The organism is Streptomyces sp. B1I3 (genome assembly GCF_030816615.1).
Lineage (GTDB): Bacteria > Actinomycetota > Actinomycetes > Streptomycetales > Streptomycetaceae > Streptomyces.
In genome coordinates this window covers 4,569,744-4,586,454 of the sequence record NZ_JAUSYD010000001.1, presented here as the reverse complement: position 1 = coordinate 4,586,454, position 16,711 = coordinate 4,569,744, and the positions used below count along the sequence as shown (strand labels likewise).

Genomic DNA, 16,711 nt, shown 5'->3' with positions numbered 1-16,711 from the left:
GACTTACTCTGGGCGCGTGCCAAAGACGAAAAAGGCGAAGCCGGACAAAATCACGAAGAAGCAGGAAACGAAGCGGGAGATGCGGCAGCCGGAAGCAGACGGGCCGGACGGGCCCGACGAGAAGGGGCTCGACTTCGCGCGGGCCTGGGTCGAATTCCCCGACCCCTCCGACGACGAGCAGGTCTTCCGCTGCGACCTGACCTGGCTGACGTCCCGGTGGACCTGCATCTTCGGCAGCGGCTGCCAGGGCATCCAGGCCGGGCGCGCGGACGACGGATGCTGCACGCTGGGCGCGCACTTCTCGGACGAGGACGACGAGAAGCGGGTGGCCGGCCACGTCGCACGGCTCACACCGGACCTGTGGCAGTTCCACGACGTCGGCACGAAGACGGGCTGGGTCGGCGTCGACGAGGACGGTGAACGCCAGACCCGGCGCTGGGAGGGCTCCTGCATCTTCCAGAACCGCCCGGGCTTCGAGGGCGGCATGGGCTGCTCACTGCACATCCTCGCCCTGCGTGAGGGCAAGGAGCCCCTGGAGACCAAGCCCGACGTGTGCTGGCAGCTGCCGGTCCGGCGTACGTACGAGTGGATCGACCGGCCCGACGACACGCGCGTGCTCCAGGTGTCGATCGGCGAGTACGACCGCCGGGGCTGGGGACCGGGCGGGCACGACCTGCACTGGTGGTGCACGTCGGCGACCTCCGCCCACGGCGCCGGGGACCCGGTCTACGTCTCCTACCGCCCCGAGCTCACCGAGCTGATGGGCGAGGAGGCGTACGACCGGCTGGTCGAGCTGTGCGAGCAGCGGCTCTCCTCGTTGCTGCCGATGGCACCGCATCCGGCCGATCCGGCCTGAGCCACCCCGGCCCCCGGCCGGGTGACGGCGATCCGGCCCGGGGTGGACGCACGGTCCCGGAACGGCCCGGGGACGAACGTTTCGCCGCACGGGCGGGCGGCCGTTCCGCGGGCCCTCAGCCGGCCGGCTGCGACGCGTCGCCCGTCTCCGGCCCGGACGGCGGGGGCGTGGGCGTCCCGTCGGCCGGGGACGGCGTGGGGGCGGGTGATCCGGGCGGCTCGGTGGCCGGCGGGTCCGTCGCGGGAGGCGCCGGATCGGTGGGCTCCGCGGGGCCGGTCGGTTCCGTGGGGTCCGGGGGGCCGGACGACGGGGGCGGGGAGGACGGCGCCGGGCCGGGGGAACCGGACGAAGGTTCCGGGGCGGGGCCCGGGCCTCCGGTGGCCGGGGCCGTCGCGCCGTACCCGGTGATCGCGACCACGGACCCGGACGGGGCGAGCAGGACGCGCGCGGTCCACGGGCCTTCCGGCTCGGCCGCCCGGTCCACACGCACGTACAGGGTGATGCTGCGGCCGGGGGCGAGCGTGCCGGACGAGCGGCTGAGGTCCAGCCAGGACGCGTCCGCCCCGGCCGACCAGGCGACGGATCCGCTGCCGGTCGCGGTCAGCGTGATCGCCGTCAGGCCGCCGGAGGCGCGGGCCGACACCCTGAGCGTGCCGGAGCCGTTTCCGGCACTGACCACCTCCGCGGACACATCCGGTCTCCTGACGTCGCCGGGGAACCTGCCGTCGCCTTCGGGGGTGGCGTTGCCCGCGTTCTCGTAGTCCCCGTACGGGCTGCCGTCCAGGCCCGCCTCGTCGTCCATCTCCGTCGCGGTGACCGAGGAGCCGTCATGTCCCTCTCCGGTCAGGGGCGCCCCCCGGTAGGCCGCCCACAGGGCGATCACCGGGGCGGCGACCACCGTCGCCACGACCGTTGTCGTCACGACCCGTGCCCGCAGCCGGTCCCGGCGCGCGGCGTGGTCCTTAGGGTCGAGGGGGAAGCCCGTCCGGCCGAAGCGCGGGGCGCCCGACCGGGACCGTCTCGCATGGGCGAGGGCGACGTGCACGGAGGGGCGGGGCGCCTCCACGACCGGCAGGGCGGCGGCAGGGGTGACGGCCGCCCCGGGCCAGGGCCCTGTGGCACCGGCCCGTTCGGCGGCGTGACGGCAGCGGGGACAGTCGTCGACGTGGCGCACGAGTTCCCTGCGCAGGGCCGCGGAGAGCAGCACCCGGTGGGTGCCGACGAGCCGGGCGACGGTGGCGCAGTCGCCCGTCTCGACGACGGCGAGTGCGGCACGGGTGCGCTCCACCTCGCAGGCCGCGGCGGCCAGCAGCTCCCGCGCGCTGCCGGGATCGAGGCCGAGCACGGCGGCGACCGCGCGCGGGGTGAGCCCGTGGCGGACGGCGAGCTCCAGCGCCTCCCGCTGCTCGGGGGTGGTGCCCGCTGCCTCCGGCCAGGCCAGCCGGGCGAGTTCACGCCGGCGCGCCTCGACCGCCGGGGACTCCGGATGCCCGGGGCCGGCCGGTGCGTCGGCGCCGCCGCGGGTGGCCGGGGCGGGGGCCGGCGCGGCCGGGGCGGGGAGCGGCGGGGCGGCCGTACGGCGATGGGCCTGGCGGCCCCGCTTCTGCTCGGTGAGGGCGCGCAGGCACGTCCATCTGGCCAGGGCGTACAGCCAGGATTTACGTTCCTCCTCGACCGGGGGGCACCGGCCGTCCTGCCGCTCCGCGATCGCGAGGACGGATCCGAGCGCGTCGGTGGCCGCCTCGTGGTCGCACAGCACGGAGAGGCAGTAGGTGAACAGGCCGTCGAGGTACGGCTCGTAACGTGCGGGCGGCCGCTGCGCCGACGGGCGGGGCGCGCGTCGATGCCCCCGGTGTGCGCCGGTGGTGTGCGTGGGGGTCTTCAGCCTGCTGCTCGTCACGTTGCGACCGTAGGCAGATTCCGGCGGACCCTTGGTGGCCCTTCCGCACAATTAATCCTTACGGGTGAACGTATCCCGCGAAATGGGACGGGAATCCCACATTCTCCCCGGAACAGCCGTATCGGGCACACGTTCCCCCTTCGCACCGGCGGCCTGCACTGTCAGACCGCCCCTATACGGTGACGCCATGGCTGCCCGTACTAAATCCGCGAAGGACCGGCCGTCCTACCGCTGCACCGAATGCGGCTGGACGACCGCCAAGTGGCTCGGCCGTTGCCCGGAGTGCCAGGCCTGGGGGACGGTCGAGGAGTTCGGCGGCGCCCCCGCGGTCCGCACGACCGCGGCCGGCCGGGTCTCCACCGCCGCGGTGCCCATCGGCCAGGTGGACAGCCGGCAGGCGACGGCGCGCTCGACCGGCGTCGGGGAGCTGGACCGCGTGCTCGGCGGCGGGCTCGTGCCCGGTGCCGTCGTGCTGCTCGCGGGAGAGCCCGGTGTCGGCAAGTCGACGCTCCTGCTCGACGTGGCCGCCAAGGCGGCGAGCGCCGACCACCGCACCCTCTACGTCACGGCGGAGGAGTCCGCGAGCCAGGTGCGGATGCGGGCCGACCGGATCCGGGCGATCAACGACCATCTGTACCTGGCCGCCGAGACCGACCTCTCCGCGGTCCTCGGGCACCTGGACGCGGTGAAGCCGTCCCTCCTCGTCCTCGACTCCGTGCAGACCGTCGCCTCGCCCGAGATCGACGGGGCACCCGGGGGCATGGCGCAGGTCCGCGAGGTCGCGGGCGCGCTCATCCGGGCGTCGAAGGAGCGCGGCATGTCGACCCTCCTGGTCGGCCACGTCACCAAGGACGGCGCGATCGCGGGGCCGCGGCTGCTGGAGCACCTCGTCGACGTGGTGCTGTCCTTCGAGGGCGACCGGCACGCCCGCCTGCGTCTCGTGCGAGGCGTCAAGAACCGGTACGGGGCCACCGACGAGGTCGGCTGCTTCGAGCTGCACGACGAGGGCATCACCGGCCTCGCCGACCCGTCCGGGCTCTTCCTCACCCGTCGTGACGAGCCGGTCCCGGGCACCTGCCTGACCGTCACACTGGAGGGCAAGCGCCCCCTCGTCGCCGAGGTGCAGGCGCTGACGGTCGATTCGCAGATCCCTTCGCCCCGGCGCACCACCTCGGGTCTGGAGACCTCCCGGGTCTCCATGATGCTGGCCGTTCTGGAGCAGCGGGGCCGGATCAGCGCGCTCGGCAAGCGGGACATCTACAGCGCGACGGTGGGCGGCGTGAAGCTCACGGAACCCGCCGCGGACCTGGCGATCGCCCTGGCGCTGGCCAGCGCGGCCAGCGACACACCGCTGCCGAAGAACCTCGTCGCGATCGGCGAGGTGGGCCTCGCGGGCGAGGTCAGAAGGGTGACGGGCGTCCAGCGCAGACTGGCCGAGGCCTACCGTCTCGGGTTCAAGCACGCCCTCGTTCCACGGGACCCGGGACAGGTCCCATCCGGTATGAAAGTCACCGAAGTCGCCGACATGGGCGACGCCCTCAGGGTCCTCCCGCGCCGGTCTCGCCCGGACGGACCACAGGAGGACGGCGCACGCCGGTAGACTTTGCCCTGGTCTCGCCCGCCCGTACGCACGGTATGAGGGACGCAAGGGCACCGCAACCTGTGACCGGAGGAGTGCAGTGGCAGCCAACGACCGGGCAACCTCGCCCGGAAAGTCCGGCCAAGGCACGGGTAACGAGGCGTTGATGCGCGCCTCGTTGAGCGCGGTCGCGCCCGGGCAGGCCCTTCGCGACGGCCTGGAACGCATCCTCCGCGGCAACACCGGCGGACTGATCGTCCTCGGCATGGACAGGACCGTCGAATCCATGTGTACCGGCGGTTTCGTACTGGACGTGGAGTTCACCGCGACGCGGTTGCGCGAGCTGTGCAAGCTGGACGGCGCGCTGATCCTCGACAAGGACATGACCAAAATTCTGCGGGCCGGCGTGCAGCTGGTCCCGGACGCCTCCATCCCCACCGAGGAGACGGGCACCCGCCACCGCACGGCCGACCGGGTCTCCAAGGCGTGCGGCTTCCCGGTCGTCTCCGTCTCGCAGTCGATGCGCCTCATCGCCCTCTACGTGCACGGGGAGCGGCGGGTCCTGGAGGAGTCCTCCGCGATCCTGTCCCGCGCCAACCAGGCGCTCGCGACGCTGGAGCGGTACAAGCTCCGGCTGGACGAGGTCGCCGGGACCCTCTCCGCACTGGAGATCGAGGACCTGGTGACCGTCCGGGACGTGACGGCGGTCGCGCAGCGGCTGGAGATGGTGCGCCGGATCGCCACCGAGATCGCCGAGTACGTGGTGGAGCTGGGCACCGACGGCCGGCTCCTGTCGCTCCAGCTGGACGAGTTGATCGCCGGCGTGGAGCCGGAGCGGGAGCTGGTCGTGCGCGACTACGTGCCCGAGCCGACCGCGAAGCGGTCCCGTACGGTCGCGGAGGCGCTGACCGAACTGGACGCGCTCACACACACGGAGCTGCTCGAACTTCCGGTGGTGGCACGGGCGCTGGGTTACAGCGGCTCGCCCGAGACGCTGGACTCGGCGGTGTCGCCGCGCGGATACCGGCTGCTGGCGAAGGTACCCCGGCTGCCGGGGGCGATCATCGAGCGGCTGGTGGAGCACTTCGGCGGCCTGCAGAAGCTGCTCGCCGCCAGTGTCGACGACCTCCAGGCCGTGGACGGCGTCGGCGAGGCCCGGGCCCGGAGCGTGCGCGAGGGACTCTCGCGGCTGGCGGAGTCGTCGATCCTCGAGCGGTACGTCTAGGGCCTGTTGCGAAAGTGGAGTTATCGGGCTGGATGTGCTCTGCGGCAAGTACCGTTTCTTGTCAGGCTCGGGAGGGTCGTTGCCCCTGGGGACTGTCTGTTGCAATCGGGAGGCTGCGCAGTGTCAGTGCAGCCGGAGGGGGTAGCGGTTTGTTGGCCGGCTCGGTGCGGAACGACTGGAGCAGATAGGCCACCAGGCGCCGGGACGCTGCACCGTCATCCGGTAGGGCGGTCGCCAGACCGCAGTGTGCCAATAGGACCACGGCGAGGTCGGAAGGGTGAAAATCGGACCGTAGCGCGCCCGACGCTTGGGCCCTGCGTACCAGAGTCGTGAAGTCCCGCTCGGCTCGTTGCCGGGACTGCGCGTGTTCCGACTCGGTTTCCGGGAAGGCCGCGACGAACGCGGCCGGGAACCCGCGTTCCTCCCGTTGCAGAGCGCAGACCGTTTCGACCAGCTGCTGGAAGCCCTGCCACGGATCAGGGGCGGCCAGAGCCTCGGTGAGCGCCCGCGCGCAGGTCTCCATCTGCTGCGCGAACGCGCCTCTCACCAGGGCGTCCCGGGTCGGGAAATGCCGGTACAGCGTCGCCACGCCGACCCCGGCCCGTCGGGCCACGGTTGCCATCGGGGCGTCGATCCCGTGCTCCGCAAAGACCGCACGGGCGGCGACGAGGACGCGCTCTCGGTTGCGCCGGGCATCCGCCCGCACCCCGTCCCGGGCTGTGATCCGAGAGGATTCCGCCATCACTGTCTCTCGCTTCCGGTCCAAGTGGACGATTGCGTCCACCTAAGAGCTTACGGTCGATGCCAGATCCCTGTACGGCCCCCGGCGGCAAAGGCAGAACGATGAACGACCGCATGATGAAGGCAGTGCTCTACGACCGCTATGGCGGCCCCGATGTGCTCTACACGGGCTGCGTGCCACGCCCTGAGCCGGCCCCCGGCGAGGTCCTTGTGAGGGTGCGCGCGTTCAGCGTCAACGGCGGCGAACTGGCAGCACGTGCCGGCCGTCTCCGCCTCATGACCGGCCGGAAATTCCCCAAGCGCGTCGGCTTGGACTTTACCGGCGAGGTCGCCGCACTGGGCGCCGGAGTCACCCGGTTCGCGGCAGGCGACCGCGTATGGGGGGTCTTGGGCCGCACCTCCGTACTCGGCAGCGCCGCCGAGTACGTGACCGTACCCGCTGAGCGGGTCGGCCGGCTCCCCGACGGCCTTGACCTGGTGGACGCCGCCGCGCTGCCGGTAGCCACCACGGCCATCACCGCGCTGCGGGACAAAGCCGGGCTGCGCCCCGGCGAACGACTCCTCGTCCGGGGTGCTTCGGGCGGTGTCGGCAACGCCGCCGTCCAGCTCGGACTGGCGTACGGCGCCGAGGTCACGGCCCTGGCCCGTGCAGCCAACCTCGACTTCGTCCGCGGGCTCGGCGCGCACAAGGCCGTCGACCACAGGACCGTGCGGCCGGCGGAACTGGGCCGCTTCGACGTGGTCCTGGACACCGCGGGGACCGACCTGCGGGCCTTCCGGCGCCTGCTGAATCCGGGCGGGCGCATGGTCACCATCGCCTTCGACCTGAAACGGCCCGCGGCGTCGCTCGGCTACCTCGCGGCCAGCACAGTCCACGGACACGGCCGGGTGCGTTTCTTCAGCGGCAACCCCACGCGGGCGGACTTCGACGACCTCGCCCGCCATGTGGTCGAGGGCAAGCTAAGCCCGGCGGTGGACACGGTATTCCCCCTGGAGGAGACAGCAGCGGCACACCATGCGCTGGAAGCGGGCGGTGTCCAGGGCAAGTACGTGGTCAGGGTCGCGTAGGACGGCTGTGGAGGTGCTGATCACAGCCACTCGTTGATGGCAGCGATGAGGACGGTCGCCTCGTAGCGGACCGCCAGCTTGTCGTATCGCGTGGCGACGGCGCGGTGCCTCTTGAGGCGGTTGATCCCACACTCGACCGCGTGCCGCTGTTTGTAGTCGTCCTTGTCGAACTTCGGCGGCCGGCCGCCACGCGATCCACGCTTGAGGCGGTTGCGCGCCTGGTCGGCTTTGTCGGGGATAGTGCAGCGGATTCCGTGGCGGCGCAGGTAAGCGCGGTTTCTGCGGGAGGCGTATGCCTTGTCAGCGCGGACTCGATGGGGACGGGCACGTGGCCGCCCCGGCCCAATGCGGGGCACGCAGATCTTCTCCAGGACGGGTTCGAACTGCGGCGAGTCCCCGCGCTGCCCAGCGGTCACCACGATCGACATGGGCTTTTGGCCCTGCTCGACGGCCAGGTGGAGTTTGGTGGTGAACCCGCCGCGTGAGCGCCCCAGCCCGTGATCACGAGGCTCGGTGAACACGCCACCCGGCGGTTCCTTCTGCAGATCACCCTGCTTGCGAGCCCCGGCCGCATGCTGGTGGGCGCGGCAGACCGTGGAGTCGACGCTCAGGTCCCACGTGATCGCGCCCTTCGCATCTGCCAGGCACTGGAGGCGGGTGAGGATGAGATGCCAGGTGCCGTTGCGCTGCCATCGACGGAACAGGTCATAGACCCGGTTCCAGGGCCCGTATTCGATAGGGATGTCCCGCCACGGAACACCAGTACGGACCCGGAACCGTATGCCGTCGATCAGCTGCCGCCGAGGCCATACAGGCGGCCGCCCCACCTTCCTCCCCTGCGGCAACAACGACTCCAGCACCGCCCACTGCAGGTCCGTGAGATCTCCCCGACCCATGAACCGTCATCATCCATAGTCCCAAGATCCACTTTCGATACACGGCCTAGGACCTCTCGTCCGGATCATGCCGGGCTCCCGCGCCCTGGATCCGGACATCTGGTCCGGCCCGGTCCGGGCATCCGATCCGGCTCGCTCCGGGCACCTGGTCCAGCCCGGTCCCGGCACCTGGTCCAGCCCGGTCCGGACGAAAGACCCCGGGGAGGTCCGCGGATGGCGCCCGGCCGGTGCCGGGGCCGCCGTCGTCCCCGGCCGTCGGCCGGACCCGCCGTCGAGGCCCGGAGTGGCCCGGCCCGCCCCCGAGCGGTCCGGCGCGGGCTCCGGCCTCGAGCATCAGTCCTTGGCGAGGACGAAGGACGCGCGCTGGAGCGGTTCGCCGGGGGCCTTGGCCTCCAGCAGATACGTACCGGGCGCCGCCTTCCCCGCGGCCTGGGTCGCGCACCGGGGAGAGCTCGTCCTGCGGTCCCACTTCACGGTGTGAACGATGGTGGCGCCCGCCGGGACCTTCAGGAACAGCGCGCCGACGGTCGGGCAGTCCTTGGAGGACCACACCTGTTCGTCCTCCTCGCCGGCCTCGGTGATCGCGAGCACCACGTTCTTGGGGCCGAAGTCGGCCTTGCAGTCGGTGGCGGAGGTGTTCCTGGCGATCAGCCGGAATGCGGGGCTGTCGTCGGGGCCGTAGCTGTTCTCCGTCTCGAGGCTCAACTGGAGTGCGGAGGAAACGCAGTTCGGGAGGGCCGAGCCGGACGGAACCTGCACGCCCACCGTTGCGCTCCCGCCGGAGCCCGAACCGGAGCCCGATCCCGAGCCCGCGCCCGCCGAGGTGGAGCCGCCCGTTCCCGTCGTGCCGGATCCGGCCTCGCCGCCTGCCCCGGTGGCGCCGTCGCCACCGGACCCCCCGCCCGTACCGGCGCCACCGCCGCCCGAACCCCCCGACTCGTCGCGTCCGCCGGGCGGTTGGCCGACGACGGGGCCGGAGCCGGCAGGGCCTGGTGTGATGGACGGGGCGGGAGCCGAGTCACCCGGCTTCGCGTCGTCCTTCCTGCCACCGCCGCCACCCGAGGTGACGGCCCACACGCCCAGGGCCACGAGCAGCGCGACCACCAGCACGGCTACCGCCCTGCGACGCCAGTAGATGCTGGAGGGAAGTGGCCCGACCGGATTGCGCATAGATCCCACGGTCCGAACTCTACGAGAGATCGGTGCCAACTCCGGTCCCCAACCGCCGCTCTGATCGACAAGTTTTCCGGATCATCATCACGGCGCGGCCGTTCACTACCGCTTCCAGCCACTTTGCCCTCTCTTGGGCCGTGCCGGCCGGCGGCGAAGGGTCAGAACGGGTGGCGTTGTCACCGCGTGAGCCCTCCGCCGGGCCGACACCCCCGTGCCCGTGCCCGATGTCCCGCCTTCCGTGCCAGGATCGTAGGTGCGATGACTGCCACGACTTCGACACACACGCCCCCCGCCTCCCTCCACGACCCCGTCATCGGGTGGTTCGAGCAGCACGCCCGCGATCTGCCCTGGCGCCGCCCCGAAGCGGGCGCCTGGGGTGTGATGGTGAGCGAGTTCATGCTGCAGCAGACTCCCGTGAACCGGGTCCTGCCGGTCTACGAACAGTGGCTGGCCCGCTGGCCGCGCCCCGCCGACCTCGCCGCCGACGCGCCGGGTGAAGCGGTCCGCGCCTGGGGCCGGCTCGGCTATCCCCGCCGCGCGCTGCGCCTGCACGGGGCCGCGCAGGCGATAACGGAACGGCACGGCGGCGACGTGCCGAGCGAGCACGGCCAGCTGCTCGCCCTGCCCGGGATCGGTGAGTACACGGCGGCGGCCGTGGCTTCGTTCGCGTACGGCCAGCGTCACGCCGTGCTGGACACGAACGTCCGCCGGGTCTTCGCCCGGGCCGCCTCCGGCATCCAGTACCCGCCGAACGCGACCACCGCGGCCGAGCGCAAGCTCGCCCGTGCGCTGCTCCCCGAGGAGGAAGAACGCGCGGCCCACTGGGCAGCCGCCACGATGGAGCTGGGCGCACTCGTGTGCACGGCGAAGAACGAGGACTGCACGCGCTGCCCGATCTCCGGGCAGTGTGCCTGGCGGCTGGCGGGCAAGCCCGCCCACCAGGGGCCCGCCCGCCGCGGCCAGACCTACGCCGGCACGGACCGGCAGGTGCGGGGGAGGCTGCTCTCCGTGCTCCGCGAGTCGGTCGTACCGGTGCCGCAGTCCGCGTTGGACGCGGTGTGGGAGGAGCCCGTGCAGCGGGCCCGTGCGCTCGACGGGCTGGTGGCCGACGGCCTGGTCGAACCGCTGGCCAACGGCCGGTACCGGCTTCCTCTGACCTGACGCGCCACCGGCTCGGGCGGACCGGGCTGTCCAGCGGCTGTTACACAACCGATGGACAGCCGTGCGTCCGCGTACGGCTGCTCCGCACACCCCCGTGACAACACCTCCGTAGCGTCTCGAACGTCGGCGGGAGGACCACCTGCCGAGGCAGGACCACGGGGATTCACGGTGACGGAGGCGGTTGTAGTGGCGCAGGGCCAGGTGCTCGAATTCGAGGAGTACGTACGCACCAGGCAGGACGCGCTGCTGCGCAGTGCCCGCCGGCTCGTCCCCGACCCTGTGGACGCGCAGGATCTGCTGCAGACCGCCCTGGCACGCACCTTCGGCCGCTGGGACGGCATCGCCGACAAGTCCCTCGCCGACGCCTACCTGCGCCGCGTCATGATCAATACGCGTACGGAGTGGTGGCGGGCCCGCAAGCTCGACGAAGTGCCCACCGAGCAGCTCCCGGACGCGAGCGTCGACGACGGCTCCGAGCAGCGCGCCGACCGCGCCCTGCTCATGGACGTCCTGGGCGTCCTGGCTCCCAAGCAGCGCAGCGTCGTCGTGCTGCGACACTGGGAGCAGATGAGCACGGAGGAGACGGCCGCGGCGCTCGGCATGTCGGCCGGTACGGTGAAGAGCACGCTGCACCGCGCCCTCGCGCGACTGCGCCAGGAACTGGAGGCCCGGGCCGCCAGGAGCCGTGAGGCCGAGCAGGCCCCGGCTCCGCTTCCGGCCCGGATTCCGGTGCAGCGGGGCAGGCGTCATGACGAGCGGGAGCGGGAGCGGTGCGCGGCCTGACAGGCAGCGGTAGCGGCACGAACGGTGCGGCGGCCGGCGGGAGTGGCAGACTCCGGGCCGGCCTGGCGGCGGGCAGCACGGCGATGGCCGGGCTCGCCGCCTTCGGGCTGTTCTGCGCCGGCTGCTCCACCGGCGGCACGGGGACCCGTGACGAGGGCCCCGCGGGCAGTCAGCCGGTCGCCCAGGTCACGTCCTCGCACACCGTCCCCTCCGGGACGGCGAAGCCGGCCCCGAGGGTCGACGCCGTCATGCTCGTCAAGGGCGACCCGCAGGTGAGCCGGCAGCTCAGGAACGACCTGCGGCCGTGCACCGGCGACGAGTACCCGGTCGACACCTCGTACGGCACGCTCACCGACGGCCCTGCGGCGGACGTCGTGGTCAACGTGATGACCTGCGGCGATTCGGTGGGTGTCGGCACCTACGTCTACCGGCGGCGCGAGGACGGCTCGTACGAGAACGTCTTCAGCGCGGAGGTCCCGGCGGTGTACGGCACCATCGACCGCGGCGATCTGGTGGTGACCACCCAGGTGTACGGCTCGAAGGACACGGTCGCCTACCCCTCCGGTGAGGACGTGATCACCTACCGCTGGGCGACCGGCCGGTTCACCGAGACCGACCGGGTCCACAACGACTTCAACCGGGCCGCCGGCGCCGGTGAGGGCGACGTCCCCACGCCCGAGACGACACAGGACTAGACCCGGGGCACGAGGCGGCACGCCCCGGAACCAGGCGCCGAACGCGACGCAGACCTAGACGGAGAACTGAGAGCGCCCGTATGGCCGAGACCCACGTCCTCTTCGTCGAGGACGACGACGTCATCCGTGAGGCCACCCAGCTCGCACTCGAGCGGGTGGGCTTCACGGTCACCGCGATGCCCGACGGCCTCCAGGGCTTGGAGGCCTTCCGGGCGGACCGGCCCGACATCGCCCTGCTGGACGTGATGGTGCCGGGCCTGGACGGGGTCAGCCTGTGCCGCCGCATCCGCGACGAGTCCACCGTGCCCGTGATCATGCTCTCCGCGCGGGCCGACTCCATCGACGTCGTGCTCGGCCTGGAGGCCGGGGCCGACGACTACGTCACCAAGCCGTTCGACGGCGCGGTGCTCGTCGCCCGTATCCGGGCCGTGCTGCGCCGCTTCGGGCACGCCTCCGGCCAGGGAGGACGGCCCGGGGCCATGGCCGGCGGGACACCGGGCGAAACGGGCGGTGTGCTGGTCTTCGGCGATCTGGAGATCGACACCGAAGGCATGGAGGTACGCAGAGGGGGTGCGCAGGTGGGCCTGACTCCGACCGAGATGCGGCTGCTGCTCGAGTTCTCCTCGGCGCCCGGCACCGTACTCTCCCGGGACAGGCTCCTGGAACGCGTCTGGGACTACGGCTGGGGCGGGGACACCCGGGTCGTGGACGTGCATGTGCAGCGGCTGCGGGCCAAGATCGGGCAGGACCGGCTCGAGACGGTCCGCGGCTTCGGCTACAAGCTCCGCGCGTGAAGCGGCTGGCGCTGCGGACCGGTGTCCGCTGGAAGATAAGCATCGCGATCGCCGCGGTCGGCGCGCTCATCGCCGTGGCGCTGAGCCTCGTCGTCCACAACGCCGCCCGGGTCTCGATGCTGGACAACGCCCGCGAGGTCCAGCTGGAGCGGCTGCTGTTCGCCCAGCGGCTGTACGAGGCGTCGGGCACGCAGAAGCAGGCCCCCAAATTCGGTGCCAAACTCAACGACCCGGCCCTGCCGTCGAGCCTGCGCGCGCAGACACGGGAGAACAGGCGTGCCACCCACGTCGACGAGTACGCGGGCGGGGTACCCGACGTCTGGGCGGCCGTACCGCTGGCCAACGGCGACATCCTGTCCCTGCACACCCCGTTCGCCGACCGGAGCGCCACGATCACGGGCGACCTCGACCGGGCGCTGATCATCGGCTCGGTCTCGGTCGTGTTCGGCGGCTGCGCGCTGGGGGTCCTGATCGGCGGCCAGCTGTCCCGCCGGCTGCGCAAGGCGGCCGCGGCCGCGGGCAAGGTCGCCCAGGGCAACACGGACGTACGGGTGCGGGAAGCCGTCGGCGGCGTCGTACGGGACGAGACCGACGAACTGGCCCGCGCCGTCGACGCGCTGACGGACGCGCTGAACGAGCGGATCGAGGCGGAGCGCCGGGTCACCGCGGACATCGCCCATGAGCTGCGTACCCCGGTGACTGGACTGCTGACAGCGGCCGAGTTGCTGCCCCCCGGGCGGCCCACGGAGCTCGTACGGGACCGGGCGCAGGCGATGCGCACCCTGGTCGAGGACGTACTCGAAGTGGCCAGGCTGGACAGCGCGTCGGAACGGGCCGAGCTGCAGGAGCTGCCGCTGGGGGAGTTCGTGAGCCGGCGGATCGGCCTGCTGGATCCGGACATCACCGTGCGGGTGATCCACGAGTCGTGGGTCTCCACGGATCCGCGGCGCCTCGAGCGCATCCTGGGCAATCTGCTCGGCAACGCCGCCAAGCACGGCGCCGGTCCGGTCGAGGTCACGGTCGAGGGAAGGGTCGTGCGGATACGCGACCACGGTCCCGGTTTCCCGGAGTCGCTGCTGCGGGAGGGGCCGAGCCGGTTCCGTACCGGGAGCAGCGACCGGGCCGGGCGCGGCCACGGTCTGGGGCTGACCATCGCCGCCGGCCAGGCGCGGGTCCTGGGTGCCCGGCTGACGTTCCGCAACGCGGCGCCGGCGGGGGCCGCGGAGGGTACGGGCGGGGCGGTGGCCGTGCTCTGGCTGCCCGAGCACGCGCCGACGACCACGGGCAGCTTTCCCGTCCTGCGGGAGGGGAAGGACGGCTGACGGGGTGGCCGGTGGCTCAGGGTTGAGGGCTGAGGGGTCAGCCCTGAGCGCTGAGGGCTCACGGGCCGACAGACCTCGCGGCTGACAGGACGCGAAAGGGGTGGGCCCCGGAGGCATCTCGCCTCCGGGGCCCACCCTCGTGCCGTCGCGCGGACGCCCGGCTCGTACGCCTGCGCGAGCGGTCCGCGACCGCTCAGACTGCCTGCGACTCCTTGGCCGCCCCGGTCCGCGGCGGCACGGCGCCGTCGTCGGACGAGGCTTCCGGCTTCGCGCTGCCCCGCAGCGGGACCTCCTTGACGAAGAGCGCCGCGAGGAGGGCCACCACCGCGACCGAACCGCCCACCAGGAAGGCCAGGTGGGTGCCGGAGGACACCGCGTACTCGTACGCCTCGCGCACCGGGTCCGGCAGCTTCGCCAGGCTCGCCGCGTCCAGCTGTGCGGACCGCTCGGTGGCTCCACCGCCGCCGCGTGCCGTCATCTCGTCCTGCACCCGTCCGGTGAACAGGGCGCCCATGATCGCGACTCCGAAGGAACTGCCGAGCGTCCGGAAGAGCGTGGTCGTGGACGAGGCGACGCCCATGTCCTTGAGCTCGACGCTGTTCTGGGCGACGAGCATCGTGATCTGCATCAGGAAGCCCATGCCCGCACCGAGGACCGCCATGTAGATGCCCGAGGTGAAGCGCGTGGTGCCGGTGTCCATGGATGCCAGCAGGAAGAGACCCGCGATCATCAGGATGCTGCCCGCGATCGGGAAGACCTTGTACTTGCCGGTGCTGGTGGTGATCCGTCCTGAGACCAGCGAGACGATCATCATCGCGAGCAGCATCGGCAGGAGCAACAGTCCGGAGTTGGTCGCCGAGGCCCCCTGGACCGACTGCTGGAAGAGCGGCAGGAACAGCACCGCACCGAACATCACGAAGCCCGCCATGAAGCCGACCACGGACATGAGGGTGAAGTTGCGGTTGCGGAAGATGTGCAGCGGCATGATCGGTTCGGCGGCCTTCGTCTCGACGAAGAGGAAGCCGATCAGGGAGGCGACACCGAGGGCGATGAGCTCCATGATCACTGCCGAGTCCCAGGCGTACTCCGTACCGCCCCAGGTGGTGACCAGCACGATCGCGGTGATGCCGACGGTGAGCAGGACGGCGCCCAGGTAGTCGACCTTCGCCTTCCTGCGCTCCTTACGGGGCAGGTGCAGCACCGCGGTGACCATGGCCAGCGCGACCGCGCCGAGGGGCAGGTTGATGTAGAAGCTCCAGCGCCAGCCCAGGTGGTCGGTGATGGTGCCGCCGACCAGCGGCCCGCCGATCATGGCGATCGCCATCACGCCGGCCATCATGCCCTGGTACTTGCCGCGCTCCCGGGGCGGCACCAGGTCACCGATGATCGCCATGACGCCCACCATGAGGCCGCCCGCGCCGAGGCCCTGGACGGCCCGGAAACCGATCAGCTGGCTCATGTCCTGAGCCATCCCGCTCAGCACCGAGCCGACGAGGAAGATGACGATGGACGTGAGGAAGACGCTCTTGCGTCCGTACATGTCGCCGAGCTTGCCCCAGATGGGGGTGGAGGCAGCGGTCGCCAGGGTGTAGGCGGTGACGACCCAGGACAGATGCTCCAGACCACCGAGGTCGCCGACGATGGTGGGCATGGCGGTGCCGACGATCAGGTTGTCGAGCATGGCCAGCAGCATCGCGATCATCAGCGCGAGGACCACCACCCGGACGCTGCGCGGCCGTGGTTCCGCTTTCCCGCCCGCCGTCGCCTTCTTCAGTTCCGTCATGCCGTCCGCTCCCCTGATCCCCTGCTGCTCGACAGGCCGCCGCATCGGCACTTACTTGCCGCCCGGCTAGTTGGCTACACTGAGGAAAGTAGACCCGTAACTAGCCGGGCGTCAAGTAAGTTCTTGGGAGAGTCGCATGGGCCGCACGCCGCAGCCGCGCCGGGGCAACACCCGCCAGCGCATTCAGGACGTCGCCCTGGAGCTCTTCGCCGAACAGGGGTACGAGAAGACCTCACTCCGGGAGATCGCGGAGCACCTGCAGGTGACCAAGGCGGCGCTGTACTACCACTTCAAGACCAAGGAAGACATCCTCAACGGCATCTTCGAGGACCTGAACCGGCCCGTCGAGGACCTCCTCGCCTGGGGCAAGGAGCAGCCGCGCACCCTGGAGACCAAGATGGAGATCCTGGTCCGCTACAGCGAGGCGCTCCGCACCGCCGCACCGCTCTTCCGCTTCATGCAGGAGAACCAGGCGACGGTCCGCGACCTGAGCATCGGCCACACCATCAAGCACCGCGTCATCGCACTGGTGGATCTGATCAAGGACCCCGACGCCCCGCTCACCGACCAGGTGCGCTGCTTCACGGCGCTGTTCGCCATGCACGCAGGAATGCTGGCCCTCCAGGACGCCGAAGGCGACCCCGAGGAGAAGCGCAAGGCTGCTCTCGAGGTCGCCGTCGAGCTGGTGACCAAGGCCCACGATCACGGCCCCACCGGTTCCGCCGCGTAGGGCGG

At 71.7% G+C, this 16,711-nt stretch carries 15 protein-coding genes; 10 read left to right on the top strand and 5 right to left on the bottom strand.

Features of this window, described 5'->3' with window-relative positions:
- Window positions 1–16 precede the first annotated feature (16 nt).
- Entirely contained in the window at window positions 17–856 is an 840-nt protein-coding gene (locus QFZ58_RS21065) for a hypothetical protein (RefSeq protein WP_307126457.1), read from the top strand.
- 115 nt (window positions 857–971) lie between these two features.
- Here the strand turns inward: QFZ58_RS21065 and QFZ58_RS21060 are convergent, their stop codons facing one another.
- On the bottom strand, window positions 972–2,756 hold the full coding sequence (locus QFZ58_RS21060) for a hypothetical protein (protein ID WP_307126456.1): 1,785 nt from the start codon (window positions 2,754–2,756) through the stop codon (window positions 972–974).
- 187 nt (window positions 2,757–2,943) lie between these two features.
- Between QFZ58_RS21060 and radA the strand changes: the two genes are divergently transcribed.
- Entirely contained in the window at window positions 2,944–4,356 is a 1,413-nt protein-coding gene (gene radA, locus QFZ58_RS21055) for a DNA repair protein RadA (RefSeq protein WP_307126455.1), read from the top strand.
- Between the two features lie 79 nt (window positions 4,357–4,435).
- Window positions 4,436–5,560, top strand: a complete 1,125-nt coding sequence (disA, locus tag QFZ58_RS21050) for a DNA integrity scanning diadenylate cyclase DisA (protein WP_307126454.1) — start codon at window positions 4,436–4,438, stop codon at window positions 5,558–5,560.
- A 61-nt stretch (window positions 5,561–5,621) separates the two neighbouring features.
- Here the strand turns inward: disA and QFZ58_RS21045 are convergent, their stop codons facing one another.
- Window positions 5,622–6,302: a TetR/AcrR family transcriptional regulator gene (locus tag QFZ58_RS21045; RefSeq protein ID WP_307128941.1), complete on the bottom strand. Its 681-nt coding sequence runs from the start codon at window positions 6,300–6,302 to the stop codon at window positions 5,622–5,624.
- A 101-nt stretch (window positions 6,303–6,403) separates the two neighbouring features.
- Between QFZ58_RS21045 and QFZ58_RS21040 the strand changes: the two genes are divergently transcribed.
- Window positions 6,404–7,369, top strand: coding sequence for an NAD(P)-dependent alcohol dehydrogenase (locus QFZ58_RS21040; protein ID WP_307126453.1), 966 nt, complete (start codon window positions 6,404–6,406; stop codon window positions 7,367–7,369).
- Between the two features lie 20 nt (window positions 7,370–7,389).
- On the opposite strand, the gene QFZ58_RS21035 is transcribed toward QFZ58_RS21040, so the two are convergent.
- Together QFZ58_RS21035 and QFZ58_RS21030 are read right to left on the bottom strand one after the other, a co-directional pair.
- Window positions 7,390–8,265 carry an IS5 family transposase gene (locus tag QFZ58_RS21035; protein ID WP_307126452.1) on the bottom strand — a complete coding sequence of 292 codons (876 nt, stop codon included), beginning with the start codon at window positions 8,263–8,265 and terminating at the stop codon, window positions 7,390–7,392.
- A 333-nt stretch (window positions 8,266–8,598) separates the two neighbouring features.
- Window positions 8,599–9,435 (bottom strand): hypothetical protein, encoded by an 837-nt coding sequence (locus tag QFZ58_RS21030; RefSeq protein WP_307126451.1) that lies wholly within the window; start codon window positions 9,433–9,435, stop codon window positions 8,599–8,601.
- Window positions 9,436–9,696: 261 nt separating this feature from the next.
- On the opposite strand from QFZ58_RS21030, the gene QFZ58_RS21025 reads away from it, so the two are divergent.
- From QFZ58_RS21025 to cseC, 5 genes are all read left to right on the top strand, one after another.
- A complete protein-coding gene (locus QFZ58_RS21025) occupies window positions 9,697–10,599 on the top strand; it encodes an A/G-specific adenine glycosylase (RefSeq protein WP_307126450.1) in 903 nt (300 codons plus the stop codon).
- Window positions 10,600–10,785: 186 nt separating this feature from the next.
- A complete protein-coding gene (locus QFZ58_RS21020; RefSeq protein ID WP_307128940.1) occupies window positions 10,786–11,382 on the top strand; it encodes a SigE family RNA polymerase sigma factor in 597 nt (198 codons plus the stop codon).
- The gene (locus tag QFZ58_RS21015; RefSeq protein ID WP_307126449.1) at window positions 11,370–12,077 is read left to right on the top strand and encodes a hypothetical protein; all 708 of its coding nucleotides are present in this window, start codon (window positions 11,370–11,372) and stop codon (window positions 12,075–12,077) included. Before QFZ58_RS21020 ends, QFZ58_RS21015 begins: the two co-directional genes overlap by 13 nt.
- 80 nt (window positions 12,078–12,157) lie before the next feature.
- Window positions 12,158–12,871 carry a two-component system response regulator CseB gene (cseB, locus tag QFZ58_RS21010; RefSeq protein WP_307126448.1) on the top strand — a complete coding sequence of 238 codons (714 nt, stop codon included), beginning with the start codon at window positions 12,158–12,160 and terminating at the stop codon, window positions 12,869–12,871.
- A complete protein-coding gene (gene cseC, locus QFZ58_RS21005) occupies window positions 12,868–14,193 on the top strand; it encodes a two-component system sensor histidine kinase CseC (RefSeq protein ID WP_307126447.1) in 1,326 nt (441 codons plus the stop codon). The genes cseB and cseC overlap by 4 nt, the downstream gene beginning before the upstream one ends.
- Before the next feature lie 193 nt (window positions 14,194–14,386).
- Here cseC and QFZ58_RS21000 read toward each other — a convergent pair whose 3' ends face one another.
- Window positions 14,387–15,976 (bottom strand): MDR family MFS transporter, encoded by a 1,590-nt coding sequence (locus QFZ58_RS21000; protein WP_307126446.1) that lies wholly within the window; start codon window positions 15,974–15,976, stop codon window positions 14,387–14,389.
- Window positions 15,977–16,112: 136 nt separating this feature from the next.
- Here QFZ58_RS21000 and QFZ58_RS20995 point away from each other — a divergent pair, with 136 nt between their 5' ends.
- Window positions 16,113–16,706 (top strand): TetR/AcrR family transcriptional regulator, encoded by a 594-nt coding sequence (locus tag QFZ58_RS20995; protein ID WP_307126445.1) that lies wholly within the window; start codon window positions 16,113–16,115, stop codon window positions 16,704–16,706.
- Window positions 16,707–16,711: the final 5 nt, after the last annotated feature.

Bases quoted from the DNA above. Each gene is read 5' to 3' on its own strand.
- QFZ58_RS21040 (WP_307126453.1), top strand. From the start codon at position 6,404: ATGAACGACCGCATGATGAAGGCAGTGCTCTACGACCGCTATGGCGGC.
- QFZ58_RS21035 (WP_307126452.1), bottom strand. From the start codon at position 8,265: ATGGGTCGGGGAGATCTCACGGACCTGCAGTGGGCGGTGCTGGAGTCG.
- cseB (WP_307126448.1), top strand. From the start codon at position 12,158: ATGGCCGAGACCCACGTCCTCTTCGTCGAGGACGACGACGTCATCCGT.
- QFZ58_RS21025 (WP_307126450.1), top strand. From the start codon at position 9,697: ATGACTGCCACGACTTCGACACACACGCCCCCCGCCTCCCTCCACGAC.
- QFZ58_RS21030 (WP_307126451.1), bottom strand. From the start codon at position 9,435: ATGCGCAATCCGGTCGGGCCACTTCCCTCCAGCATCTACTGGCGTCGC.
- radA (WP_307126455.1), top strand. From the start codon at position 2,944: ATGGCTGCCCGTACTAAATCCGCGAAGGACCGGCCGTCCTACCGCTGC.
- QFZ58_RS21045 (WP_307128941.1), bottom strand. From the start codon at position 6,302: ATGGCGGAATCCTCTCGGATCACAGCCCGGGACGGGGTGCGGGCGGAT.
- QFZ58_RS21000 (WP_307126446.1), bottom strand. From the start codon at position 15,976: ATGACGGAACTGAAGAAGGCGACGGCGGGCGGGAAAGCGGAACCACGG.
- QFZ58_RS20995 (WP_307126445.1), top strand. From the start codon at position 16,113: ATGGGCCGCACGCCGCAGCCGCGCCGGGGCAACACCCGCCAGCGCATT.